Origin of the sequence: Microbulbifer sp. SH-1 (genome assembly GCF_011326135.1) — a bacterium.
GTDB lineage: Bacteria > Pseudomonadota > Gammaproteobacteria > Pseudomonadales > Cellvibrionaceae > Microbulbifer > Microbulbifer harenosus.
Window position 1 is genome coordinate 1476564 of record NZ_CP046948.1, and the last position, 24158, is coordinate 1500721.

18 protein-coding genes and 2 tRNA genes are annotated in these 24158 nt (G+C 59.6%); 5 read left to right on the top strand and 15 right to left on the bottom strand.

The annotated features are described in order from the left end of the window. Positions 1-6: 6 nt before the first annotated feature. Together GNX18_RS06495 and GNX18_RS06500 are read right to left on the bottom strand one after the other, a co-directional pair. Complete coding sequence (locus GNX18_RS06495; protein ID WP_166216321.1) at positions 7-966, bottom strand: DUF3445 domain-containing protein; 960 nt, start codon at positions 964-966, stop codon at positions 7-9. Positions 967-998: 32 nt separating this feature from the next. Next, positions 999-1496, bottom strand: coding sequence for a hypothetical protein (locus GNX18_RS06500; RefSeq protein WP_138234779.1), 498 nt, complete (start codon positions 1494-1496; stop codon positions 999-1001). 740 nt (positions 1497-2236) lie between these two features. On the opposite strand from GNX18_RS06500, the gene GNX18_RS06505 reads away from it, so the two are divergent. Both GNX18_RS06505 and GNX18_RS06510 read left to right on the top strand, forming a co-directional pair. After that, positions 2237-3370, top strand: a complete 1134-nt coding sequence (locus GNX18_RS06505; protein ID WP_166216324.1) for a M14-type cytosolic carboxypeptidase — start codon at positions 2237-2239, stop codon at positions 3368-3370. Between the two features lie 53 nt (positions 3371-3423). Continuing rightward, complete coding sequence (locus tag GNX18_RS06510) at positions 3424-5220, top strand: M28 family metallopeptidase (protein WP_166216327.1); 1797 nt, start codon at positions 3424-3426, stop codon at positions 5218-5220. An 81-nt stretch (positions 5221-5301) separates the two neighbouring features. Here the strand turns inward: GNX18_RS06510 and GNX18_RS06515 are convergent, their stop codons facing one another. From GNX18_RS06515 to GNX18_RS06540, 6 genes are all read right to left on the bottom strand, one after another. Beyond that, entirely contained in the window at positions 5302-5814 is a 513-nt protein-coding gene (locus tag GNX18_RS06515) for a phosphate-starvation-inducible PsiE family protein (RefSeq protein ID WP_205828076.1), read from the bottom strand. Positions 5815-5967: 153 nt separating this feature from the next. Further along, positions 5968-7605: an AMP-binding protein gene (locus GNX18_RS06520; RefSeq protein WP_166216330.1), complete on the bottom strand. Its 1638-nt coding sequence runs from the start codon at positions 7603-7605 to the stop codon at positions 5968-5970. 410 nt (positions 7606-8015) lie between these two features. Further along, positions 8016-8342: an SCP2 sterol-binding domain-containing protein gene (locus tag GNX18_RS06525; RefSeq protein WP_166216333.1), complete on the bottom strand. Its 327-nt coding sequence runs from the start codon at positions 8340-8342 to the stop codon at positions 8016-8018. A 105-nt stretch (positions 8343-8447) separates the two neighbouring features. Next, the gene (locus tag GNX18_RS06530) at positions 8448-10241 is read right to left on the bottom strand and encodes an acyl-CoA dehydrogenase C-terminal domain-containing protein (RefSeq protein ID WP_166216336.1); all 1794 of its coding nucleotides are present in this window, start codon (positions 10239-10241) and stop codon (positions 8448-8450) included. A 306-nt stretch (positions 10242-10547) separates the two neighbouring features. Continuing rightward, positions 10548-11612 (bottom strand): AraC family transcriptional regulator, encoded by a 1065-nt coding sequence (locus GNX18_RS06535; protein ID WP_138234785.1) that lies wholly within the window; start codon positions 11610-11612, stop codon positions 10548-10550. Positions 11613-11676: 64 nt separating this feature from the next. Then, positions 11677-11883 carry a hypothetical protein gene (locus GNX18_RS06540; RefSeq protein ID WP_138234786.1) on the bottom strand — a complete coding sequence of 69 codons (207 nt, stop codon included), beginning with the start codon at positions 11881-11883 and terminating at the stop codon, positions 11677-11679. Between the two features lie 217 nt (positions 11884-12100). On the opposite strand from GNX18_RS06540, the gene GNX18_RS19750 reads away from it, so the two are divergent. Beyond that, a complete protein-coding gene (locus GNX18_RS19750; RefSeq protein WP_256367376.1) occupies positions 12101-12223 on the top strand; it encodes a hypothetical protein in 123 nt (40 codons plus the stop codon). Positions 12224-12285: 62 nt separating this feature from the next. Here GNX18_RS19750 and GNX18_RS06545 read toward each other — a convergent pair whose 3' ends face one another. The 7 genes from GNX18_RS06545 to GNX18_RS06575 form a co-directional block, all read right to left on the bottom strand. Beyond that, positions 12286-13698 (bottom strand): aspartate ammonia-lyase, encoded by a 1413-nt coding sequence (locus tag GNX18_RS06545; protein WP_166216339.1) that lies wholly within the window; start codon positions 13696-13698, stop codon positions 12286-12288. A gap of 101 nt (positions 13699-13799) precedes the next feature. After that, on the bottom strand, positions 13800-14234 hold the full coding sequence (locus GNX18_RS06550; RefSeq protein WP_138234788.1) for a hypothetical protein: 435 nt from the start codon (positions 14232-14234) through the stop codon (positions 13800-13802). A gap of 165 nt (positions 14235-14399) precedes the next feature. After that, entirely contained in the window at positions 14400-16436 is a 2037-nt protein-coding gene (gene ligA, locus GNX18_RS06555; protein ID WP_166216342.1) for an NAD-dependent DNA ligase LigA, read from the bottom strand. A 136-nt stretch (positions 16437-16572) separates the two neighbouring features. Then, positions 16573-18048, bottom strand: a complete 1476-nt coding sequence (gene zipA / locus GNX18_RS06560) for a cell division protein ZipA (protein ID WP_166216345.1) — start codon at positions 18046-18048, stop codon at positions 16573-16575. A gap of 81 nt (positions 18049-18129) precedes the next feature. Continuing rightward, entirely contained in the window at positions 18130-21633 is a 3504-nt protein-coding gene (gene smc, locus GNX18_RS06565; protein WP_166216350.1) for a chromosome segregation protein SMC, read from the bottom strand. A gap of 233 nt (positions 21634-21866) precedes the next feature. Next, positions 21867-23138, bottom strand: a complete 1272-nt coding sequence (gene ccmI / locus GNX18_RS06570) for a c-type cytochrome biogenesis protein CcmI (protein ID WP_166216354.1) — start codon at positions 23136-23138, stop codon at positions 21867-21869. Then, positions 23131-23661 carry a cytochrome c-type biogenesis protein gene (locus GNX18_RS06575; RefSeq protein WP_240914269.1) on the bottom strand — a complete coding sequence of 177 codons (531 nt, stop codon included), beginning with the start codon at positions 23659-23661 and terminating at the stop codon, positions 23131-23133. The genes ccmI and GNX18_RS06575 overlap by 8 nt, the downstream gene beginning before the upstream one ends. Positions 23662-23852: 191 nt before the next feature. Here GNX18_RS06575 and GNX18_RS06580 point away from each other — a divergent pair. Then, a tRNA-Val gene (locus GNX18_RS06580) sits at positions 23853-23928 on the top strand. 48 nt (positions 23929-23976) lie between these two features. Further along, a tRNA-Asp gene (locus GNX18_RS06585) sits at positions 23977-24053 on the top strand. Positions 24054-24158: the final 105 nt, after the last annotated feature.

A 24158-nucleotide genomic window follows, 5' to 3' on the forward strand; every position in this document is an offset into this window, starting at 1 on the left:
GACATTTCAGACGTGCTCGCAAGACAGGAAAAATGCGTCCAGCGCCGGTCGCAGCGGCGCCAGGGATTTGTAGCGGGACTCTTGCGGGGACATCCCCTGCACCGCGACTCGAAGCGCCGCGACAGCGCCAGCCACTGCCAGCAGGTCCGCCAAAGGATTGATCATCACGCGAATGGTAAATACCACCGCTCCGGTCTCCGGCAGCCGCCGCAGAGACTGGCGCTCAACACGCAGAAACAGCGCGCCAGGTTCCGTGCACTGGGCGGTGTTGCCGCCGCGCTGCAACAAATCCGGAGAATTCACCACCGACCAGTTTCCCCGCCACACCGGATACTCCGGCAGCAGGTGATCGAAGAAGCGCGCTAGCTGCGGAGACAGCTTCTGCTGAAAGCCCGGAACCAGGCGGTGGATCTGATCCAGCGGCCGGCCGATTTTTTCCTCCAGCCGCCAGTAACTGGGAGCACACAAAGACGCGGCCGCAAGCTCGTAGCCGTGCCGGCCGGGCAGCAGGATACACAGGTCATCCGCCACCCACTGGCTCGCGTGCCACAGTGGCTCCCCACCCGATATTGCCGCCGCCGCGCCGGGCCAGCTCAGCGCGTTGTTGGCGCGGGACCAGCGCAGCACATCGCCCGCTGCACAGAAGTATTCCCTATGATCCCGGCGCAAATGCCCGGCCAGAGACGCCACCAGCTCACGTTGCGCGGGCAGCGACGCCGGCAACTGCGCATATACCCGCTCGCCCCACTCGCGACGGACACGGAGTTTGTTGTGCAGGTAGTGTGGCAGCTGTTCGCAGCGGGGAATCCACTGCGTAGAAGAGAGCCGGTTGAGCCCCATGTGCACGACATCCGGCTCGCGCACAAACGGCAGGCAACCATCGGGGGAAATGAGATCTTGGGCAAAGCGGCGCAGTATGGATGCCGCCTGCCCGAAGGTTTCGGAAGAATTTCCGTTAAATGTCACCGCAGTGCCGGTGCGCCGCAGAGGCGGCTGCTTCAGCGTGCAGCCGTGGCCTGCAGGCCGGCGCGTGCCTGTTCCAGCGCCACCAGGTCCTGCAGCCATACAATGTCCGTTGCCGCGACCTGAGCACCGGTATACTGGGTCAGCGCCGCACGCACCTGGTCCAGGTTCTGCGCGTCAGTGGTCGCATTACCGTTCACCGCGTCCAGCGGCAATTCGATCCAGGCCTGGCCGTTCTGATCAATCACTTCCTTTGCCTCCGGTTCATTCGCCGTCAGGTGGCGGTCGATGGCAGAGGAACCACCCGCCGGCAGATAAATGGTGCCATTGGTGATATCCACCGCAAACGCCACGATTCCCGGAAGGATGCCGAACAGGAGGCCGGCGCCATCAAGAATGACAACCACTGGGTCTACACGGCCTCCGGCTTGCCCTTTGCGCTCCGGGTAGAGGAAGTAGCCGCAGGCAGTGAGGTTCAGCACCAGGGTCAGAAGACAGGTAGCGGCGGCGCCGCGCTTGACAGATCGGTTCATGAATTTGTTTCCTCTATGGAATCCCGAAGTCGCTTGCATTGGGCGGCAAGAATACCCGATTTGGCGGAGGGGCCGAAAGTGGCGCCTTTTCGATCAATGTGCACCAGTTCGCGAGCGCGATGAGACTCTCTCTGCTTCTTCGCACAAATAGGTCACCGTCTCTGCTTCGAGTAATCCGCACCCACAGTACGGTGATCGCCAAAATGCGGGGGTTTGCACACAGGAGAAGGTCACCAACTTGCGTTGCTGGCGCGGCAATGCAAACCTGAATTAACTGTCTAATAGTTAACCAATCTTCCGCCAAGTTTCCGCTCACTGGAAACAGGCCCGCAAATGCCTGCCTAAACTTTAGACAGCACCTGCTGAGGGATGTCAGGGAGCAGTACAACGTTTCTGAAGGTGTGTTTGTGGTTCACACCGTGCAGTGACCAGGGCAGTGAGAAGTCGTCATTGGTCTGACGCCAGAAATTTCAGGGAGCAGTAGTCTCAGCAGGTGCCGCCAGGGAATGGCAGAAGCGCGGTGTTCGCAAGAGCACCGCGCTTTTTTATTGTGCACGGCTCAAAATAATTCTCTACAAAGTACCCCGCAGAAAGGAAATTACTCCAAGCTGCCTTGAGCTATCCTGAATTTTTGTCGCGAATCTGTATCCTGCTCAACAGAAACTCGCGACAGAATGCCGGATACCCGAGTCTGTCCCGGTCATACCCCTACATCGCCAAAATTACTGCGGAGCTCACGCATGCACATCAGCAGCGCCTTTGACAGCGGCAACATCAAAGTCATCAATAAAGACAGCGACCCCATCGAGCTGGCCATCCGGATCGACAACCAGTCGGATTTCTATCAGTGGTTCCACTTCCGCCTGGAGGGCGACGTGGGCAAGAAATACCCTCTGCGCATCACTAATGCGGGCAAGGCGGCCTACCCTGCCGGCTGGGAAGATTACCGGGTCTGTGCTTCCTATGATCGCCACAACTGGTTCCGCATCGACGCCCAGTACGATGGCTCGGTACTGGACTTTACCGTTGAACTGGAACAGCCGAGCATTTATCTCGCCTACTTCGCCCCCTTCTCCTGGGAGCGTCATCTGGACCTGATTGCGTGGGCCCAGTCTGACGAGCGGGTGCGGGCTGAAACGCTCGGCCTGACCCTGGACGGGCGCGACATGACCCTGCTCACTATCGGCAACCCGGAAAAAGCACGCCGCAAGGTGTGGATGATTGCCCGCCAGCACCCCGGGGAAACCATGGCGGAATGGTTTGTGGAGGGCTTCCTTGAAGCGCTGCTGGACGACGCCAACCCCACAGCCCGCCGCCTGCTGGAAACCACCGTATTGTACGTGGTACCAAACATGAACCCGGACGGCAGTGTGCGCGGTCATCTGCGCACCAACGCGGCGGGCGCCAACCTGAACCGCGAATGGCAAAACCCGAGCATGGAACGCAGCCCCGAGGTCTACCTGGTGCGCGAGCGCATGCTGGCCACCGGTGGCGACATGTTCCTCGACATTCACGGTGACGAGGCCCTGCCCTACAACTTCGTCGCCGCCTGTGAAGGCATTCCCGGCTACGACGACAAGCATGCGGCACTGGAAAACGTATTCAGGCAGGCATATATGAAGGCCAGCCCGGATTTCCAGACCACACACGGCTATGAACTGCACCAGCCCGGCGAAGCCAACATGACTGTGGGCACCAACTGGTGTGGGCACCAGTTTCGCACCCTCGCGCTCACCCTGGAAATGCCTTTCAAGGACAACGCCGACCTACCCGACCCAGTGGAAGGCTGGTCGCCCGCGCGCAGCCGCCAGCTGGCCAAAGACATCCTGTTCCCGATCCGCGAAACGCTCGCGTATATGGATGGAGCCAACTGACCCTGCAAAAATAACAGAGCCGATTCACCATAAATCAATAAAGGGAAATAACCATGCAATTGCCCCACCACTGGCGGCGCCTGGCGCTGCCACTGGCCCTCGCGGGCCTGGCGGCCATCGGCGGCTGCGCCAGAAAAGACGCGGATATAGAAGCAGCAAAAACCGAGGCAGCCGCTCCGCAAGCGAGCGAAACCCCGCCAGCAAATAAAGCGGCAACCACAGCACACGCGAGCGAGCCCACCCTGAGCGCGGAAGAAAAAGCCGAAGTTGCGGAGCTGGCCAAAGACCTACACAGGCACATCGCGGTTCTCGCCTCCGACAAATTCGAGGGCCGCGCCCCCGCCACCAAAGGCGAGGAGTTGACGGTCAACTACCTGGCAGAAGAGTTCAAGAAACTGGGTCTGGAACCCGGGGCCCAGGACGCCGACGGCAACCCCAGCTGGTTCCAGCAGGTGCCGGTGGTGGAAATGAATATCGAAACCACCCCACTGCTAATCAAAGGCGAGGGCTTCGAGAAATCCCTGCAGCCTCTGACCGATATGGTGACCTTCACCCAGCGCCAGGTACCCGAGAGCAAACTTGAGGACAGCCAACTGGTATTCGTGGGTTACGGTATTGTCGCGCCGGAGAACAACTGGAACGATTACGCCGGCCTCGATATGAAAGGCAAGACTGCGGTGATCCTGGTCAACGACCCAGGCTACGCCACTCAGGACAAGAACCTGTTCAACGGCAACGCCATGACCTATTACGGCCGCTGGAGCTACAAATTTGAAGAAGCCGCCCGCCAGGGCGCGGAAGGCGCGATCATCATTCACGAAACCGGGGCTGCCGGTTATCCCTGGGAGGTCGTCAGCGGCAGCTGGTCCGGCGCCCAGATCAGCCTTGCGGCCGATGACAAGAATACCGACCGCGTGGCGGTGGAAGCCTGGATGACAAGCGATGCGGCAAAGGAGCTGTTCACCGCTGCCGGCCTCAACCTGGCACAGGAAATGGACGCAGCCAAGCAGCGCGGTTTCAAACCCAAGCCGATGGACCTCAGCGCCTCAGTGGAGCTGAAGAGCAAGGTGCGCACCTCCAATTCCCGCAACGTGGTGGCCAAAATTCCCGGCAGCAAGTATCCGGATGAAGCCGTCATCTACACCGCGCACTGGGATCACCTTGGGGTGAACGAGCATGCCGAAGGTGGTGACCACATCTTCAACGGCGCCGTTGACAATGCCACCGGTACTGCCGGACTGCTTGCCATGGCCCAGCAAGTGAAGAAAATGCCACAGGCCCCGGAGCGCTCCCTGGTATTCGTCGCGGTGACCGCGGAAGAATCCGGTCTGCTGGGCTCAAAGTACTACGCGGAAAACCCCGTGGTGCCACTGGAAAAAACCGTGGCGGGAATCAACTTCGACGCCATGGGGGTTCTCGGCCCTATGCGCGATGTGATCGTAGTGGGTTATGGCAATAGCGAGCTGGAAAAACTGCTGGAAAAAACCGCCGCCAAACAGGGCCGCTACCTGGCCCCGGAAGACCATCCTGAGCGCGGCTACTTCTACCGCTCAGATCATTTCAGCCTTGCCAAGAAAGGTGTACCAATGCTGTATTTCGATTCCGGAACCGACAGCTTTGAGCACGGCCGCGAATGGGCGCAGAAGAAAGGCGAGGAGTACACCGCAGAGCACTACCACAAGCCCGGCGACGAGTACGACCCGCAGTGGAACCTGGAAGGCGCCGCACTGGATCTGGCCCTCGGTCTCGACCTGGGCCTGGAACTCGCCAACAGCCGCGACTGGCCGAACTGGTATGCGGGCAACGAGTTTCGTGCGGCCCGCGACCAGAGTGCGGATGCCCGCAAGTAATCGCACTGCCACACGTTCTATCTTCGGTCTCTAAACATAGGGCGCCATTGGGCGCCCTATGTTTATTTGGGATTAATAAAATTAGGTGTCTTTATCCTCCAGCAAGCTGCGCCGCTCACCGTAGGTCAGTGTTTCTTTCTTTGCCACCAGCCAATAAGTGATGCCGAGCGCCAGTACCGCCGCGGCAATTCCCAGAATATAGATTGGCCCGGTTTCGTCGAGATCCAGCACAATGACCTTCCGCGCGATCGCCATCAGCGCTGTCGCCACCACCAGCTGAATCGGGATCACATTGGACCCCAGGTAGAGACGGATGTTGATGAATATCTCGATAGAGATGAGTACCAACATGATCGCGCCGAATACATCGAACAGGTCGTTGTGATTCAACAGCAGTAAAGGCTCGGAGCGCAGACGCTGATACAGCACCCACACAACATCGGCGACACTCCAGATGATCACCAGTGCCATCAGCACTGCCAAAAAGCGTACGGAAGCGCGAATGATGATGTGCAAGACACGAATCAGAGGATCTTCGTGTTCCGCGGGCAATTCTTCGTGAATCAGTGTGTGCCGCCGCTGCTGTTCCGACATTCAGTGCTCCAACCGTATGCATTCGTCTCCTAGTTATAGCGCACCTACGAATTTCACGGCGTCAGCCGGTATTGCATCGCCATCACAAGATTGCCCTGAATAAAAAAACCCGCTGCAAGCAGCGGGTTTTTTTGGGAAAACAAATGACAGCAATCAGGCGCTGACTTCTGCTTCCACTTTTTTGAGTTCTTCATCGCGCAGCTCGCGACGCAGAATCTTACCAACATTGGTTTTCGGCAGATCTTCGCGGAACTCGATATTTTTCGGCACCTTGTAAGCGGTCATATTCTCGCGGCAGTAGGCGATAACCTCTTCCGCCGTCAGCGAGGGGTCCGCTTTCACCACAAACAGCTTGACGGTTTCCCCGCTGCGCTCGTCGGGAATACCTACCGCCGCCGCTTCGGTCACTTTCGGGTGCGCAGCCACGATATCTTCGATTTCATTCGGATAGACATTGAAGCCGGACACGATGATCATGTCTTTTTTCCGGTCGACAATTTTGATGTAACCGTCGTCCTGGATCACCGCCATATCGCCGGTTTTCAGCCAACCTTCCGCGTCGATGGTCTCAGCCGTGGCTTCCGGGCGCTCCCAGTAACCCTTCATTACCTGAGGACCGCGAACACACAACTCTCCGGGCGTATTGTTGGGGAGGTCGTTGCCATTCTCGTCCGTCACTTTCACTTCGGTACCCGGCACGGCAATGCCCACGGTGCCCAGCTGCACCGCTTCTGCGGGATTGAAGGAAACTACCGGTGATGTCTCTGTCATACCGTAACCTTCGGTCACCACGCAGCCGGTCATCTGCTCCCATTTTTCCGCGGTGGCGCGGGTCAGCGCCATACCGCCGGAACAGGTGGTGTGCAGTTTGCTGAAATCCAGATTGGCAAAATCCGGGCAACGCATCAGGCCGTTGAACAGGGTATTCAGGCCGCAGAAACCAGTGAAGCGTTTGCCCTTCAGGGTTTTGACAAATCCCGGAATGTCCCGCGGATTCGGGATCAGCAGCGAGTGGTTACCGGTGGTAAACAGACACATGCAGTGAATGGTGAAGGCGTAGATGTGATACAGCGGCAGCGGTGCAATGTAATACTCCTCACCCTCCTTCATGGAATCACCCAGGGCTTCACGCACCTGTTCCATGTTCGCCACCAGGTTGCGGTTGGTCAGCATGGCACCTTTGGCCACGCCGGTAGTACCACCGGTGTACTGGAGCACGGCGATATCGTCCGGAGTGCGCGCCACGTCCTGGTGCGGCTGCTTGGCGCCGGCGGTCATGGCATCACGAAAATCCACCTGGTTGGCAAAATTGAACGCCGGCACCATTTTCTTGATGTATTTCGCCACATTGTTGATCAGCACGCGCTTGAGCGGTGGGTGCAGGTCGGCGATTTCAGAAACGATGACCTGCTCTACAGAGGTCTCCGCAACCACTGAAGACGCGGTATCCGCAATATTAGCCAGCACCACCAGCGCTTTGGCGCCGGAATCATTCAGCTGATGCTTGAGTTCGCGACGGGTATACAGCGGGTTGGTGTTGACCACAACCAAGCCAGCGCGCAGCGCACCGAACACCACCACCGGATATTGCAGAACATTGGGCAGCTGAACCGCGATACGGTCGCCGGGCTTGAGACTGGTGTTGTGCTGCAGGTAAGAGGCAAAGTTGGCGCTGAGTCGGTCGATATCGCCAACGGTAAGCGTATGCCCCAGGCAGGTAAACGCAGGCCTTTCAGAATATTTGGCTGCGGCACTGGTAAACACGTCAAGAATACTGCGTTCGATGTCCAACTTATTTCTCCCAATGTTGTTTTTGTGGTGCTGCCCGCCGGTCTGGCGCCAAACCTTAACCCGTGAATTATCACTCAGGCTACAGAACGAAGAAACCCGCACCGGGCTGATCATCTGGCGAACCCGGTGTCGCCAGATGGCCAGTGCGCACTTCCTTGTCCGTATATAGACGAAATCCTCAGGCCAGGCGTTATGCGGACAGATAATTATTGTAAGTTTTGGTAGTTATCCGATGAATGTGCTTCAACGTGGCAAATCACCCGCCTGAATTTCGCTTCAGCGGGGTACTACACAACGGGTGCCGATTGGGTCTTCGCCGTGCACTCGCGGCAGGATATTTGAACATCAATAATGGGCGGTGGCTATTCCGCGTCAGGTAATTCTCTGACTGTGGCGTCTTTGGTTTACGCTCAGTGGCTGGAGAAAAGATCCGCCAGCGACGCCGCCAGTTCGCGGTTACCGGTATAGCGAATGTCTCCCAACAGAAAGGCATGCCGCGCGCTCAACTGACCGTCGATAATATCATTCAGAGTTTTGAACGACATCTCGAGTTCCAGATCGGCGGCGACCGTCTCCCCCGGAATCTGCACGGCTTCAATGACGGCTTCCGCGTCGTGATTACCTTGCACCTGCAGGTAGAAATCGCTGCCATCCGGCAGGCGAAACTGTACCCGAGTGGTATTTGGTAAACAAGCCAGCCCCCGCAGCCGCTCGAGAATATTCGCCGGTAGTTGCATCGATGCTCCGGTTTTCCTTTCACCCCACTTTCGCCTCCGTTGGCGGAAGTCGGATTCAAAAACACCGCCACTGTTGCCAGCGGCGGTGCCTCGGTGACGTCAGGCTCAGAATACGAAGTGTTCCGCGTCCAGACTCATCAGATTGTCGGCGCCACTCTGCATCGCGCTGGCGTGCGTCGCCGTGCGCGGCAGAATACGGTCGAAGTAGAAGCGTGCGGTAGCCAGTTTGGCGCGGTAGAAGTCTTCCTCCGCGGTGCCCGCGGCGAGCTGTTCATTCGCCACTTTGGCTGCCAGCGCCCACAGATAAGCCTGTACCGCATAGCCGGAATACATCAGGTAGTCCACGGACGCTGCGCCGACTTCGTCGGGGTTTTCCATCGCTTTAACGCCGATGTTCATGGTCAGCTCGCCCCACTGCTGGTTAATTTCCTGCAGTTTGGCAACGTAGGAGGCCAGCGCCTCGTTATCAACCTCGGCCTTGCAGAACTTGTGCACGACCTTGGTAAACTTGCGCAGCAACTCACCCTGGCTCATCAACACCTTGCGGCCCAGCAGGTCCAGTGCCTGAACGCCGGTGGTGCCTTCGTAGATAGTGGAGATACGCGCGTCGCGAACATTCTGCTCCATGCCCCACTCAGCGATGTAGCCGTGGCCACCGAAGCACTGCATGCCCAGGTTGGCGGACTCATAACCGGTCTCGGTCAGGAATGCCTTGGCGATCGGCGTCAGGAATGCCAGCAGATCATCGGCTTCTTTGCGCTCTTCTTCGCTGCCCACCTGGGTGCGGTCCACCTGTTGCGCGCACAGCATCACCAGCATACGACCACCTTCGGCAAAGGCTTTTTGCGTCAGCAGCATACGGCGCACGTCCGGGTGTACGATGATCGGGTCCGCGGGGCCGTTGGGGTTTTTCGGACCACTCAGAGAACGCATTTGCAGACGATCCTTGGCATAAGCCAGGGATTTCTGGAAACCCGCTTCCGCATGCGCAACACCCTGCAGAGCAGTGCCCAGACGCGCAGTGTTCATGAAAGTGAACATACAGTTCAGGCCTTTGTTCGGCGGACCGATCAGGAAACCCTTGGCGCCGTCGAAATTCAGCACCGCTGTGGCGTTGCCGTGAATACCCATCTTGTGTTCGAGGGAACCACAGGTCACGCCATTGCGCTCACCCACGGAACCGTCTGCGTTGGGCAGGAACTTGGGCACAATAAACAGGGAGATGCCCTTGGTGCCCGCAGGCGCATCGGGCAGACGCGCGAGCACGATGTGGACGATATTTTCGGCCATGTCGTGTTCGCCTGCGGAAATGAAGATCTTGGTGCCGGAGATGGCGTAGGAGCCGTCGTCATTGGGCTCAGCCTTGGTGCGCAGGATACCCAGATCGGTACCGCAGTGCGGCTCGGTCAGGCACATGGTGCCGGTCCAGCTGCCCTCGACCAGTTTGGTCAGGTAGGTGTGTTTCTGTTCATCGGTGCCGTGAGCCTCCAGGGTATTCATGGCGCCGTGCGACAGGCCCGGGTACATGCCCCAGGACCAGTTCGCAGTACCCACCATCTCACTCAGGATAGTGCCCAGTGACGGCGGCAGGCCCTGGCCGCCGTGGTCCACACTGTGTGCCAGAGAAGGCCAACCGGCTTCCACGAACTGCTGGTAGGCCTCTTTGAAGCCTTCCGGGGTGGTGACTTCGCCATCGTTCCAGGTACAGCCCTGCTGGTCACCGATCTGGTTCAGCGGCGCGAGGACGTTCTCGCAGAACTTGGCGCCCTCTTCCAGGATCGCATCCACTACATCGGGGCTCGCGTCTTCGTAGCCCAGAGACGCATAGTGCTGGTCCCAGTTCAGCAGTTCACGCATGGCAAAGCGCATGTCGCGCAGCGGAATCTTGATCTCGCTCATCCTGATAACCCTCTTCTGGCAATTTTGTAGTCGGTGGACCTGGGCCCGGTGTTCACAGTGATTACGGACGATACCGAAAGGCAGTACCGGGCCGTCACGCCTGTGACTCAACTTTTGGTTTTATTCATCTTAGTTGCAAATTGCCAAAAGCCACTATGGCGAAAAATGCCCAAACCACTAACAAAATACGGCGCGAGAACGGGGACTTCTGGCCTGACGAACCGGTCAGATTACGTGGAAATATGCGCCTGCAACACCGTGTTGTGTCACAGGACAAGTGGAGAAAATCGCTGAGCCGGAAGGAAATCAGAGCCCTACAGCCGTGGAGCGCGGGCTTTTGCGGTACTCCCCAGGGGTAACGCCGGTCCACTTCTTGAAGGCGCGAAAGAAAGCGCTGGCCTCATCGAAACCGAGCATTTCGGCGATTTGGGTATTGGAGAGATCCGGGCAGCTGAGATAGTGGAAGGCGGCCTCCATACGGCATTCATCTTTCAGCTTCTGATAAGACGTATTTTCCTGCTGCAACTTGCGCCGCAACGTCGTCACCGACATATTCAGGCGCTCGGCCACCGCCTCCGCCGCCGGCATGGATTCACTCACGTCCCGGTTGAGAATGGTCTTCACCTTGGTCTTGATACTGTTGGCTTTGCCATCGCTGATCACCAGGTGGTAGGGGGCCGTGCGAATGAAATCCTCCACAGTCTGCGGACTCTGCACAATCGGATAGTCCAGATAGCGGCTCTCGTATTCCAGCGCGTTTCCAGGCTGATCGAACAGCAACTCACCCGCCTCGCTCTGGGCCAGCGCGCGGAACTCCTCGGGGCACGGAAAGGAAAAGTGGAGTTTCGCCAGGGGAATTTCCAGCCCCACCAGCCAGCAGTAAAAACGGTGCCATACTGCCAAGGTGGTGCGGATCACGCCCGGCGACGTCTCCGCAATCAGCTGGTCGAATTCGCCGGGCGCCAGGGAGCTGATGCCCTGGATGACCACCCTGTCGCGCTCCCCATCCCGGTGCAGCACAGGTTTGACGCGAAAACCGCGGCAGATCTCCATGAACTCCGCGCTCAGAGTGATCGCCTGACGCACGGTCGCGCAGTTCACCACCGTGAGACACAGCAGGCGGAAAGAACCCGTGCGCACGCGCCCACCGCTTAACATGCCGAACCATTCATCCTGAGCGAGCCACATCACCCGCTGGTAAAGCCTTCCATACTTGACTGCGGAAAACGCCGCCGTGTCTTCCAGGTCCCGCTCAGTAATACCCACCGAGGCCAGGAGTTCACGGCGGTCACAGCCGTGGTTTGAGGCCTCGTCCAGCAAGCGTTGCACATAGGCAATGGGAATGCGGATGTCGTCGTTGGCGCTTTCCATAGTTGCTGATATTTCCCGTCGGACTCCCGCTCTCAAAGTGCTGCTGATCGTATATTTTTCGAGGTCACTTATTTCTGCGATTGCGCAGCCAGCTCAACAGAGCACCAAACCCCAGCGCCAACGCAACAATAACAGCGAGAAACACCAGCATCAGCACCAGGTAACTAAGCACATCTCTCACTGGCAGGTCCCAGCTCCAGATCGCCGCTGCGACAAAGGCGATGCACGCGAGCACACTGGTAACGAAGGAACGGCGGCGTTTAATGGCCATAGCAGAAATTCCAGCGAGATATGAACGGGTGGTCGACAGCAGGCGCCAACACTAAGCTTCAGGCATGTCCGTCAGTAATGCTATCCGTAAGGATAGTTTCCGATTGCGGGCTGGACACGGCGCCGCATCCTGCAACATCAGGACATTGGTGTCAACGAAGCCGCCGCCCACGAGACGTTCCCGGCATTTCCGCAGCTACGCCAGGGAGATGCACAAGATGAAAAAAAAGTTGATCTATCGCAGCGAAGACCGCAAAACACTGCGCAAGCTGGCGATATGGGTGGAATGTATGATGCTGCTCACCGGCACGGTACTACTCGGTATTCTGCTGCTCAGCTAAGGGAGCCGCGCACACCGTCGCTCACTGCACGTTTTTACCTGTCGCGCGGCGCACATCCCGCCTCAATCGCCATCGACGATACCGCCGCGCGTCAAACGCGCGGGATCGAGAAGCGACTCCAGTTCGGCGCGCGACAACCCGGTCATTTCCACCGCGACGTCCAGTACCGGGCGGTTACTGCTATACGCGTTCTTGGCAATTTCTGCCGCTTTTGCATAGCCAATCACGGGATTGAGTGCCGTTACCAGGATCGGATTTTTCTCCAGCACTTCGTGCATCCGCTCCTGATTGACAGTAAAACCGGCGATGGCCCGGTCCGCCAGCAGGCGCGTGGCGGCAGTCAGTATCCGCACGCTCTCCAGCAGGGAAAAGGCGATTAACGGCAGCATAACATTGAGCTGGAAATTGCCGCTCTGCCCCGCCACAGTAATGGAGGTATCGTTGCCCATTACCTTCGCTGCCACCATCGCCACAGACTCGGCAACCACCGGATTCACCTTGCCGGGCATGATGCTACTGCCGGGTTGCAGTGGTGGCAGCGCGATTTCGCCAAACCCGGCCAGCGGGCCACTGTTCATCCAGCGCAGGTCGTTGGCGATCTTCATCAGCGCGACCGCCAGGGTTTTCAGCTGCCCGGAAACTTCCACCGCAGTATCCTGGCTGGCGATCGCCGCAAAGGCATTCTCCGCCGGGCGCAGGGAAACCCCACAGGCACTGCTTAGTTTGCGCGCAAATATCACAGCAAAATCCTCGTGGGCATTCAGCCCCGTGCCCACGGCGGTGCCCCCCTGTGCCAGCGCTTCAAGACGCGGCAGCGTGGATTCAATGCGCTCCTTACACAGTTTCACCTGCGCCGCCCACGCCCTCAGCTCCTGAGACAGGGTGATGGGGACGGCATCCATAAGGTGGGTGCGACCGGTTTTCAGCACTAGCTCAACGGTGCCGGCCTTGGTTTCGATCACGTCGATCAGATGCACCAGCGCCGGCAACAACCGGTTCTGCAGTGCCAACAATGTGGAGAGATGGATGGCAGTGGGAATGACATCGTTACTGCTCTGACACATGTTGACGTGGTCATTGGCACTGACCGTTTGCCCACTCGACTCAGTCGCAATATGGGCCAGCACCTCGTTCACGTTCATATTGGTACTGGTGCCGGAACCGGTCTGGAAAATATCCACGGGAAAGTGGCGGTAGTAGTCGGCGTCGTCCAGCTGATCGCAGGCTTGAACAATGGCATCAGCCAGATCCGCTGACAAAATTCCCAGGTTGCGATTGGTCTCCGCAGCCGCGCGCTTGATGGCGACAACCGCTCGCAGAAATTCCTTCGGCAGCGGGTAGCCGCTGACCGGAAAATTCTCCACCGCGCGCTGTGTCTGCGCACCGTACCGGGCCGACGCCGGAACACGCACCTCGCCCAGGCTGTCTTTCTCGATGCGAAATTTCTCGGAGCCTTCAGCTGACTGGTCGGGCATTGATCACCTCGGTCGCGCTGCCGATGAAAAGCGGCACAACAAACTGTGCGAGTAGAAAACCGTCACCAATCTAATGTGCGGACTGGCGAATTGGAAATCGGCTATATGCTGACGCGTCCTTCCTGGGTCCACTCACAGCGCACCTGCATGTCACCGCTTCCCGGCTCATGATAGAGGCCGGCGGCTTCCCAGTTGAATGAGTGGGTTCCGGACAGTTCGGTTTCCAGATGAACGGTTGCAGACACCCAGTACATGCTGTGCAGCAGTTCCTCGAATTTTCGTATCCACTGATTCCATTCGTATTCAATGGCGCGATAGGAGGCTCCGAAGTGGATGACATCCGTCTGGTACTGGGATTGTTTGACCTTGATGGTGGGAACCGAAAACATATCGCGACACAGGAGAGGCCATTCGTCGGCACTGGGCAGGGCCAGAATGGCTTCGCGATTGGTCCGGCGGCGTTCGCTGCCGCCAGTCAGGCTGTTGCTGTCTTTGATACAGCCGTAAACGATGGATTCCTGATCACCCTGAATCACGCGGTGCCAACCCCTACACTTCCCTGCGGCGCAATTACATTGGCCGGCAGGCACTATCGGAAAAACGGATTCGCCAACTGTAACGGCGCCTCAGTCAGAAAGCCACCTTCGATTGTCGCCAAATTCACAATTCGATCGCATTTCGGGCAGCGGGCTAACAAGTGCTCAGATTTCGATTCCCTGCTCACGCAGCATCGTCATCAGCCCCTCTTCATCCAGCACCGGTAGATCCAGTTCCCGCGCCTTGTTCAATTTGGAACCTGCGCCGGGCCCCGCCACCACCGTGTGGGTATTGGCAGAGACGCTACCGGCGACCTTGGCGCCGAGGCGCTGCAGATAATCTTTCGCTTCACTGCGGGAGAGCGTTTCCAGCTTGCCGGTGAGCACCCAGGTCTGGCCCGCGAGCGGTTGCGCACCGGCTTCCTGCACTTCGTCCTCCCAGTGCACGCCAGCCTGCTGCAGGGCGGCCACTTCTTCGAGGTTGTGCGGCTGCTCGAAGAACTCGGCTACATAGTGAGCGACCACCGGGCCCACATCCTCTACCTGCTGCAGGGCTTCGGTATCCGCCTGCATGAGTTTTTCCAACTGGCCGAAGTGGCGCGCCAGGTTGCGTGCGGTGGCCTCGCCCACTTCGCGGATGCCCAACGCGTAGAGGAATTTGGGCAGTGTGGTGGCTTTGCTGCGCTCCAGAGCATCCAGCAGGTTCTGTGCAGACTTTTCGCCCATGCGCTCCAGCGCCACCAGTGGTTCCAGTGACAGGTGGTATAGGCCGGACACGGAGTGGAGCAACCCTTCGTCGACCATCTGCTCGACGAGCTTGTCGCCGAGGCCATCGATGTCCATGGCCTTGCGCGAAGCGAAGTGTTTGATCGCCTGCTTGCGCTGGGCGCTGCAGATAAGACCGCCACTGCAGCGGGCCACCGCCTCGCCGGGCGTGGCTTCCACCGGCGAGTCGCACACCGGGCAGTGGCTGGGGAATTCGATGTCCCGCGCGTCCGCGGGGCGGCGGCTTTCCACCACGGAAACCACCTGCGGAATCACATCGCCGGCGCGGCGGATAATCACGGTATCGCCAATTTTCACCCCCAGGCGCTCGATTTCATCGCGGTTGTGCAGGGTGGCGTTAGAGACGGTCACACCGCCCACAAACACCGGCTGCAAGCGCGCAACCGGAGTGACCGCACCGGTGCGGCCCACTTGGAATTCCACATCCAGCAGCTCGGTCATTTCCTCCTGGGCGGGGAACTTGTACGCGGTTGCCCAACGCGGCGCCCGCGCCACGAAACCGAGGCGTTTTTGCAATGCAATGCTGTTGACCTTGAACACGATACCGTCAATGTCGTAGGCCAGCTGTGGACGCTTTTCGCCGAGTCTCCGGTGGTACTCGATGCAGGCCTGGATATTCTCCGCAATGGCCATTTCACTGTTGATACGAAACCCCCAGCGGTTCAATTGCTCGAGAATTTCCGAATGGCGTGCGGGTAGCTCACCGCCCTCGACAATGCCCACACTGTACACGCAGAGCTCCAGCGGGCGCTGGGCGGTGATGCGCGGGTCCAGCTGGCGCAGGCTGCCGGCAGCGGCGTTGCGCGGGTTCACAAACCCCTTCTCGCCGGCTTCCCGGGCTTTTTCATTCAGGGCGGCGAAGCCGGCTTTGGGCATATAGACTTCGCCGCGCACCTCCAGCACCGCTGGCACGTCACTGGCGAGCAACTTGAGCGGCACCGAGTAGATAGTGCGCACGTTCATGGTGATATCTTCACCCACAGTGCCATCGCCACGGGTGGCGGCGCGCTCAAGAATGCCGTCGCGGTACATTAAACTGACCGCAATGCCGTCGAGTTTGGGTTCGCAGGCATATTCCACCGGCTCGGCGCTGTTCAGGCGCTCGCGGATGCGGCGGTCGAAGTCTTCCATCTCCTCGTCGCTGAAGGCATTGTCCAGCGACAGCATAGGCATTTCATGGCGAACCTGGGTAAATGCCGCGAGCGGCTCCGCTCCCACGCGCTGGGTGGGGGAATCGCCGGTGACCAACTGCGGGTATTCCCGTTCCAGTGCCTGCAGTTCGCGCAGGCAGCGGTCGTACTCTACGTCCGGCAGCTCAGGCGCATCCATCACGTAGTATTGGTAATTGGCGCGGTTGAGAATGTCGTGGAGTTCCAGAGCGCGCTTTTGCGTCTCGGGGGGAATAGTTTTTGTCATTTTTTATCCGCAAAAATAGGGAATTCTTGCCGGTGGAAAGAGAAGTGGGGTTTCTGTAGGAGCCAGCCTGCTGGCGAACAACCTCAAAGCTGGAACAGTTCGCCAGCAGGCTGGCTCCTACAAATATTTATCGGGATCAGGCCTGCGCCTTGGCCAGCGCCTTGCGGCGCTGGAACTCCATCACCCGCTGGCGATAGTGCTCCGCGGTCTGCGCGGTAAACACACTGCGATTCTCATCTTTCAGTTCACCACCCAGCTGCTCGGCAATATAGCGCGCGGTTGTCAGCAGCGTATTGAACGCCTTCAACGCTTCCACTTCCGCCGGCAACGCCAGGAACAGGCTGACACCGGGGGTGGTGAAGTCTTCCATGGCGGACATATCGAAGGTGCCGGGCACCACGATGTTGGCCAGGCTGAACAGTACCGGCCCTTCGCCATCTTCACCCGTGTGGTAGTGGAAGATATTCATATCGCCAAAGCGCATACCACAGGCAAACAGGGCTCGCAGCAGGTCATTACCTTCGAAGTAGTCTCCCGCGGGGGCCATGATATTCAGGATCAGCACTTCTTCCACCGGACGCTCCTTGCGCGCTGCGGATTCGCGTTTGCCCGCCTGTCTTTTCGACGGCGCTTGCGACGGCTCGCGGGTTTCCCGCGCAGGCGCGACCGCTTTTTTTAAGTCGGGGAACTTGAGCTCCGGCAGCTTGATTTCAGCGCTGGCCCAGAGTGATTTCGCGGTGCGCGGTTTTTCTTCCGGTTCATCGCCGTGACTGCCCTGTTCTTCCGCACTCGCGTGCAGGGAATCCAGACTCACGGATTCGTCCAGCGATGGCTCGCGACGCCCACTGGACAGCGGTTCTTCGGCAAGATTGGCCAGCGGATCCGCCCCGCGCTGTGTCTCAGCCACGCTCTCTGGTTCATCCCGCGGAGACAGGTCATCATCCGGTTCAGCAGATGCCTGCCAGAAGGGTGGTTGCACTTCTTCGCGGGGAGCTTCTTCAGGAGTTGCCGGTGCCTCGTCAGCGACGGAGTCCATCAGCACAGGCACCTGTTCGTCCAGATTCAACGACACCTGTTCCGGCATACGCCTGCCTTCCGGCCCCGGCTCGGCGCGCGTCAGCGATGCATCACCGGCTTCGTCAGATTCCCGACGATCAGGGCGGCTGCCCGCCAGCGGTTTGCGGGAGGAGTAAAAGTTCTGCTGGACCTGTCGGTTGACCTGATTTGCGTCTTCCGGCTTGCGGCGCTGTACCACACGCACGGTGCCGGGCAGCTCCGCGGAAATCTGGCGGCGTTTTTCCGCCTCTTCCGGGTCGATATATTCCAGCGGCGATTCCGCCAGCGCAGGCCCGAGTTCCGGATCATTGTCGCGGCCACGGTCGTATGCGGGCGAAGCGACATCGGCCCGGGACGCCGGACGCTCCGCATCCTCCACGACCCGGGGACTGGAGAGAATGTCGTTGTTGTCGTCGTCCAGATCGCGGCGCATGGAACGGGACAGGTTGCGCGACACCTTCATGCTGTCGCGGTGCTTGAGCCAGGCACGGCGCGCGCCGTCCAGCACGGCGACAAACAGCACCAGGGCCAACAGATTGATCAGCCAGTTATCCATTTGTGCTTCCCTCTCCCTATGCCGACATCCACATGTTGCCATTCACCGGGATATTCCACCTGCAGCTTACTCGTATCATTCTCACGCCGATGCCAACTCCGCGGCCTCTTCCACGTTCACGGATACCAGGCGGGATACACCCGGCTCGTGCATGGTTACCCCCAACAGCTGGTCGGCCATCTCCATGGCGATCTTGTTGTGAGTAATGTAGATGAACTGCACGTGTTCGGACATTTCTTTCACCATGCGCGCATAGCGGCCCACGTTGGCATCGTCCAGTGGCGCATCTACCTCATCCAGCATACAGAAGGGCGCCGGATTGAGGCGGAAGATGGAAAATACCAGCGCAATCGCGGTCAGCGCCTTTTCTCCACCGGACAGCAGGTGGATGGTGCTGTTCCGTTTGCCCGGCGGACGCGCCATGATCGCGATGCCGGTATCCAGCAGATCCTCTCCTGTCAGTTCCAGATAAGCGTGACCGCCGCCGAACACTTTCGGGAACAGCTCCTGCAGACCGCTGTTGACCTGATCAAAGGTCTCCTTGAAGCGGGTGCGGGTTTCCTTGTCGATGCGGCGGATGGCATTTTCCAGGGTTTCCAACGCGTCGTTCAGGTCGCCGAACTGGCGATCCAGATAGTTTTTGCGCTCGGATTCCTGCTTGTATTCGTCAATGGCTGCCAGGTTGATGGGGCCGAGCCGGGAGATCCGCGCGGCCACCAGTTCGATATCCTGCTGTACGGCTTCGACGGTCAGCTCTTCCGGGAGTTCCGTCAACAGCTGCTCAACATCGTGATCGGATTCCCGCAACTGTTCCACCAGGCCATTGCGCTGGGTTTCCAGTGATTTGGACTCCAGGCGCTGCATCTCCAGCTGGGCGCGCACGCCCTGCAGGGCGGACTCCGCTTTCTGGCGCTCCTGCTCGTGGTTGCGCAGGGTGGTTTCCACCTCTTCCAGTTTCTTGCGCGCCTCGACCAGCTCCTGCTCGACATCGATGCGCTGGGCAAGCTTCTCTTCCAGCTCGCCCTGGAAATCCTGCGAAGGGTCCTGGGCTTCCTCCATCTGCAAATGCAACTGCTCGCGGCGCTCCTGCAGGCGCTCGACCTGCTCGCGCAGTACCTGCAAAGTGCGCTCGAGCGACACCTTTTGCGTGCGCACGGACTGCTCACGCATGGCCAGCTCGTGAGAGCGGTCCTTATCTTCGCGGGCGCGCTGGCGGGCGGCATCGAGGGCTTCACGCAGGGCCTCGCGGCGCGCCAGCATGGTTTCGCGGCGGTCGGTATCATCGCTCATGGCCTCCACCGCTTCCTGCAAGGCGATGCGCGCCTCGGATATGGATTCGGCCTCCGCGTCTTTCTGCTCGCGCACCTCGGCAATTTCCTGCTCGATACGGCGGCGGCGCTCGTCCATCTGCTCCAGGCGCGCGCGCTGGGCCGACAACTGGCTGCGCAGGTCACCGGTGCGGCGGTTCAACTGTTCAGCGCTGTCGCGGGCCTGCTCGATGCCGGCTTCCAGCTCGCCGGCACGCCGGCGCAGCTGTTCGCGCTGCTCAGTCAGTTCTTCGATGCGCACTTCGCACTCTTCGAGAGACCGGGAGAGATCTTCCAGCTCCTGCTTGCGTGCCAGCACCCCGGCCTCCGCATCCGCGCCTCGGCTGACCCGCAACCAGTTGGGACCGATCCACAGACCGTCGCGGGTGACGATGGATTCGCCGCCCTTCAACTGATCCCGTGCGGCCAGTGCTGCGGTCAGATCATCCGCGGTGTAGATGCCGTCGATCAGACCGACAAGAGACACCGGCGCCTCTACCACATCCACCAATCTGGGCAGCCCGCCGGCGCTGGATGCGACGACACTGCGACCGTCGACGAAAACCGCCTGGCCGCCCTCGAGGCTGGAGAGGGACTCTTGCAAGGATTCAATCTGATCGATGCACACCGCCTGCAGTTGGGCACCGAGCACGGTTTCCACCGCAGTTTCCCAGCCGGATTGCGCACGGATCTGCTCCGCCAGACGCGGGCGGTCCTGCAGATTGTGCTGTTCCAGCCAACTGGCCACCGCCTTGCCCTGCCCCATGGCCGCCTGCTGCAGCGCTTCAAGGGAGGCCTGGCGGCCGCGACTGGTCTGCAGTTGCAGGCGCTCTCTGTCGAGATCACTGGCGATGTCGGTTTCCTGGCGGCGCAACTCAGACAACTGCTCCACCTGCTCGGCGATGGAGCCGCGCAGCTCTTCGAGCTGCATTTCCAACTCCGCCAGCTCTTCGTTTTGCTGCTCCAGCTCACTGTCGTCGCCGGAGCTGCTGAGACTTTCCAGTTCGCTCTGCAGTTTGTTGATACGGTCGCGCAGGCGCTGGGTAGAGGTTTCCAGATGCTGGATACGGGACTGCTGCACTTCCGCGCGCTGGCGCGAGTCGGACGCCCCCTGGTTGAACTGGTCCCACTCGTTCTGCCACTCGCGCATCTGATCTTCCGCGGTCAGCAGGGTCTGGGCAGACTCCTCCTCAGCCGCCTGGACCATTTCGAGGTCCGGCACGATCACTTCCAGTTCCGCTTCAAATTCCAGCGCGCGCTCCTGGTCTGCCGCCAGCAGTGACTGGGACTCAGCGAATTCCTGCTCGGTGCGGGCCAGATCCGACTGCAGCCGGGAGTTGCGCTCGCGCGCGTGGGAAATGCTCTGCTCCAGGCGGGCAATATCGGCCCCCACCGCATAGAAACGCCCCTGCACTTCGTTGAATGCATCGGAGAGTTCGTGGTAGGCCACGCGCTGGGTTTCGATCCCCGTATCGCAGCTCACCTGGCGGGTCACCAGCTCTTCCACGGTGAGTTCCAGCTCGCCGATCTGTTGCTGCTTGGCCCGGGTCTGATCGTCCAGCTCCCGGTATTTCAGCGCCTGCAAGTGCGCCTTGTGAGTGCGCTCCTCCTCTTTGAAACGGCTATATTTTTCTGCCGCGGCGGACTGGCGTTCGAGGCGCGACAGCTGGCGATCCAACTCATCGCGGATATCGGTGAGGCGCTCAAGGTTTTCCTTGGTGCGACGCATGCGGTTCTCGGTGTCGCGGCGGCGCTCCTTGTACTTGGAGATACCCGCCGCCTCCTCGATGAACACCCGCAGCTCTTCTGGCTTGGCCTCGATCAACTTCGAAATCATGCCCTGTTCGATGATGGCGTAACTGCGCGGCCCGAGGCCGGTACCCAGGAACAGGTCGGTCACGTCGCGGCGGCGGCACTTTTCACCGTTCAGGTAATAGATGTTCTGCCCGTCGCGGGTTACCTTGCGCTTGATGGAGATTTCACTGAACGCGGCGTATTCGCCGGTGAGCTTGCCGGCGGAATTGTCGAACACCAGTTCGATAGAGGCCTGACCGACCGGTTTGCGACCACTGGAGCCGTTGAAGATAACGTCGGTCATGGAATCGCCACGCAGGTTTTTGGCGGACGACTCCCCCATCACCCAGCGCACCGCGTCGATGGTATTGGATTTACCACAGCCGTTGGGGCCGACCACGGCGCTGAGGTTGGAAGGGAAGTATACGGTGGTCGGGTCGACGAACGACTTAAACCCGGCCAGCTTGATGCACTTCAAACGCATGGTCTTGAAACTCGGTAATACACGGCGCCCGTACGGTCACACTGCACCGCCGCCGAACGCTCTTCGTTGTAATCTCCGGGTGACCCGGCAAAAAATGAATGCCAAATCGCCGCTTTGTCTTTGCAAACCGCCGATTGTACATGGCTGAGGGCAGGGTTTCAGCGCTATTTTTGACCACGGGAGCCAAACCCCGCAGCGCCACACAATCGCCACGGGGCACGCCGTAAGATAGGTCAGATTTCCTGATCGATCGTTATGTGTACGGGTTCTGCCCAGTCGCTGCGGGGCAACCTCTCGACGGCACCCTGCCAGTCTCCCGGCGCGGGGCGGGCGCCGCCACTGATGGCGAGGCGCGCCACCAGCTGCACCTCATCCACCGTTTTGAGGCTGCTTCCAGGCATCATCGCTTTGGACTCATCCAGCACCACTTCCACCGGCAGCTCTGCCGCGGTCAGGCGAACGATCGCCAACGGCATGGGGCTCGCTGAGGTGCGGGCATAGATGAAGACCGGAGTATCGGGCGCGTGCTGGATCCCATCCGACAGGGTCACCTTGACCACGATGCGATTTTCTCCGGCGGCCACCTCTGTTGTTCCCGGCGCGGAGGTTACCACTGGCTCCGTATGGGCATTTCTCTGGCTTTGCTCGCCGCCGGCATCCGCGAGCGCCCGCTCCGCACGGGCAACACCCGCCGACAGTGCCTGCGCCGCACTGGAACCCGCCGGCATCTGCGCCAACGCGTGCTGCCAGTGCGCCCGCGCCGCGGCAAAGTCCTCGCGTTCAAACGCGGCGATACCCGCCAGACCAAGCGCCGTGGTGTTGTCCGGCTGCACCGCCAGCACCAGATCCACCTCCTTCACAACCTCCGGCGTCATTTGCGAGCCGCTGGCGAAAAACAGAGCCTGCGCCAGCTCAGCCCGCACATTCGCCGCCTCGGGTTCGTGTGCAACTATATAGCGGTAATGATTTACCGCTCCCTCGATGTCATTGCTTACCAGCAGGCGCTGGGCCAGCACGTAACGGCTGGTCAGATCCTCGGGGTGTGATTCTGCGCGCGCGCTCAACTGCTGGGTGATACGGGCTTCCGTCACCCTATCGGTCTCACCAGTGTGGCTGGCGGCGATATCGCGGTACAGGGCGAGGTCGTCGTAGAAACCCCAGTAGGCGTACAGTCCCACCGCGGCCAGTGGCACCAGAACGGCCAGCGCATACAGCAGACTGCGCCCGCCTTGCTGCGCGCCAGTCAACTGATAACCGCCGCCCTCTTCCGACAGCAGCTTGCGCGCGAGTTCAGTCTTGAGCGACTGGTACTGCGCCTCGTCAACGGCGCCGCTGAGATGGGCGGCGTCGAGCTCGGCCAGGTGCTCCCGGTACAGAAGAGTGCGGGTATCCGCGCTGCCATCTGCACCCTGACTGTTAAGCCCACCGCAGCGCAGCAACGGCCAAGCGATGATGGCGGCCAGCGGCAGCAGTAACAGCGCCAATATCAACCAGAGATCAATCATCGCTCTTACTTCCGCCCTGTTCACTCACGTTCAGCAACTCCGCCAACCGCCGTTGCTCTTCGGCACTCAATGCCTGTGATTCCTGATCCTGCCGACCACCGCGACCATTGCGCGCGCGCGCCACGATGACAATCAGGGTCAACAGGCCCAGCGCCGCAAACACACCGGGCGCAATCCACAACGCCATGGTGTTGCGCTGCAGTGGCGGCCGGTAAAGTACGAAGTCACCGTAGCGCGCCACCATGTATTCCTGAATCTCCGCGTCGCTGAATCCCTCTTCCAGCAACCGACGGATTTCACGGCGTAGGTCATTTGCCACCATGGAGTCGGAGCCCGCGAGATTCTGATTCTGGCATTTGGGGCAGCGCATCTCTTCAATCAGTACCAGATAGCGCGCTTGCAGTTCGGCACTGGAAAGCGGTTCCACCTCCACCGACGCCCAGCTCGCACTGGCGTACATGACCACCGCCAGCAGCAGTGTCCATGCGCCGCGCAGCGGCCTGTATTCAATCTTGTTCAGCACTGATGGTCTCCCGCGGCAGGTAGGCGGATTGAAAGTGGCCGGATTATAGCAGCGCCAGGCCACCCCGACACACCCACGCGGAATCCGCTCCAAACCGCGAGAAACAGACATAACTCTTTGAATCACAATATTTTTTTCAAAAAACGTTGACGCCCCAAAAAATATCATTACTATACGCAGCTCCTGACGCGGGGTGGTTAGCTCAGTTGGTAGAGCGGCGCCCTTACAAGGCGTAGGTCACAGGTTCGACCCCTGTACCACCCACCACTTCCTTTACTCTGCACGGCAGATTTCTTAAAGGGATGTCAGGACTGCGGACCGGTAGTTCAGTTGGTTAGAATGCCGGCCTGTCACGCCGGAGGTCGCGGGTTCGAGTCCCGTCCGGTCCGCCACATACAAAAAAGGCTCATACGAAAGTGTGGGCCTTTTTTGTATGTGCAGATTTACCCGCAGGCGTCGAAAAATAAAAAAACAAGAAGGGACATTCAGCCCCTTCC

Coding starts and splice junctions, on each gene's coding strand:
- GNX18_RS06510 (WP_166216327.1), top strand. CDS start 3,424: ATGCAATTGCCCCACCACTGGCGGCGCCTGGCGCTGCCACTGGCCCTC.
- GNX18_RS06530 (WP_166216336.1), bottom strand. CDS start 10,241: ATGAGCGAGATCAAGATTCCGCTGCGCGACATGCGCTTTGCCATGCGT.
- GNX18_RS06505 (WP_166216324.1), top strand. CDS start 2,237: ATGCACATCAGCAGCGCCTTTGACAGCGGCAACATCAAAGTCATCAAT.
- GNX18_RS06515 (WP_205828076.1), bottom strand. CDS start 5,814: ATGTCGGAACAGCAGCGGCGGCACACACTGATTCACGAAGAATTGCCC.
- ligA (WP_166216342.1), bottom strand. CDS start 16,436: ATGACAAAAACTATTCCCCCCGAGACGCAAAAGCGCGCTCTGGAACTC.
- ccmI (WP_166216354.1), bottom strand. CDS start 23,138: ATGATTGATCTCTGGTTGATATTGGCGCTGTTACTGCTGCCGCTGGCC.
- smc (WP_166216350.1), bottom strand. CDS start 21,633: ATGCGTTTGAAGTGCATCAAGCTGGCCGGGTTTAAGTCGTTCGTCGAC.
- GNX18_RS06535 (WP_138234785.1), bottom strand. CDS start 11,612: ATGGAAAGCGCCAACGACGACATCCGCATTCCCATTGCCTATGTGCAA.
- zipA (WP_166216345.1), bottom strand. CDS start 18,048: ATGGATAACTGGCTGATCAATCTGTTGGCCCTGGTGCTGTTTGTCGCC.
- GNX18_RS19750 (WP_256367376.1), top strand. CDS start 12,101: ATGAAAAAAAAGTTGATCTATCGCAGCGAAGACCGCAAAACACTGCGC.
- GNX18_RS06545 (WP_166216339.1), bottom strand. CDS start 13,698: ATGCCCGACCAGTCAGCTGAAGGCTCCGAGAAATTTCGCATCGAGAAA.
- GNX18_RS06540 (WP_138234786.1), bottom strand. CDS start 11,883: ATGGCCATTAAACGCCGCCGTTCCTTCGTTACCAGTGTGCTCGCGTGC.
- GNX18_RS06500 (WP_138234779.1), bottom strand. CDS start 1,496: ATGAACCGATCTGTCAAGCGCGGCGCCGCCGCTACCTGTCTTCTGACC.
- GNX18_RS06525 (WP_166216333.1), bottom strand. CDS start 8,342: ATGCAACTACCGGCGAATATTCTCGAGCGGCTGCGGGGGCTGGCTTGT.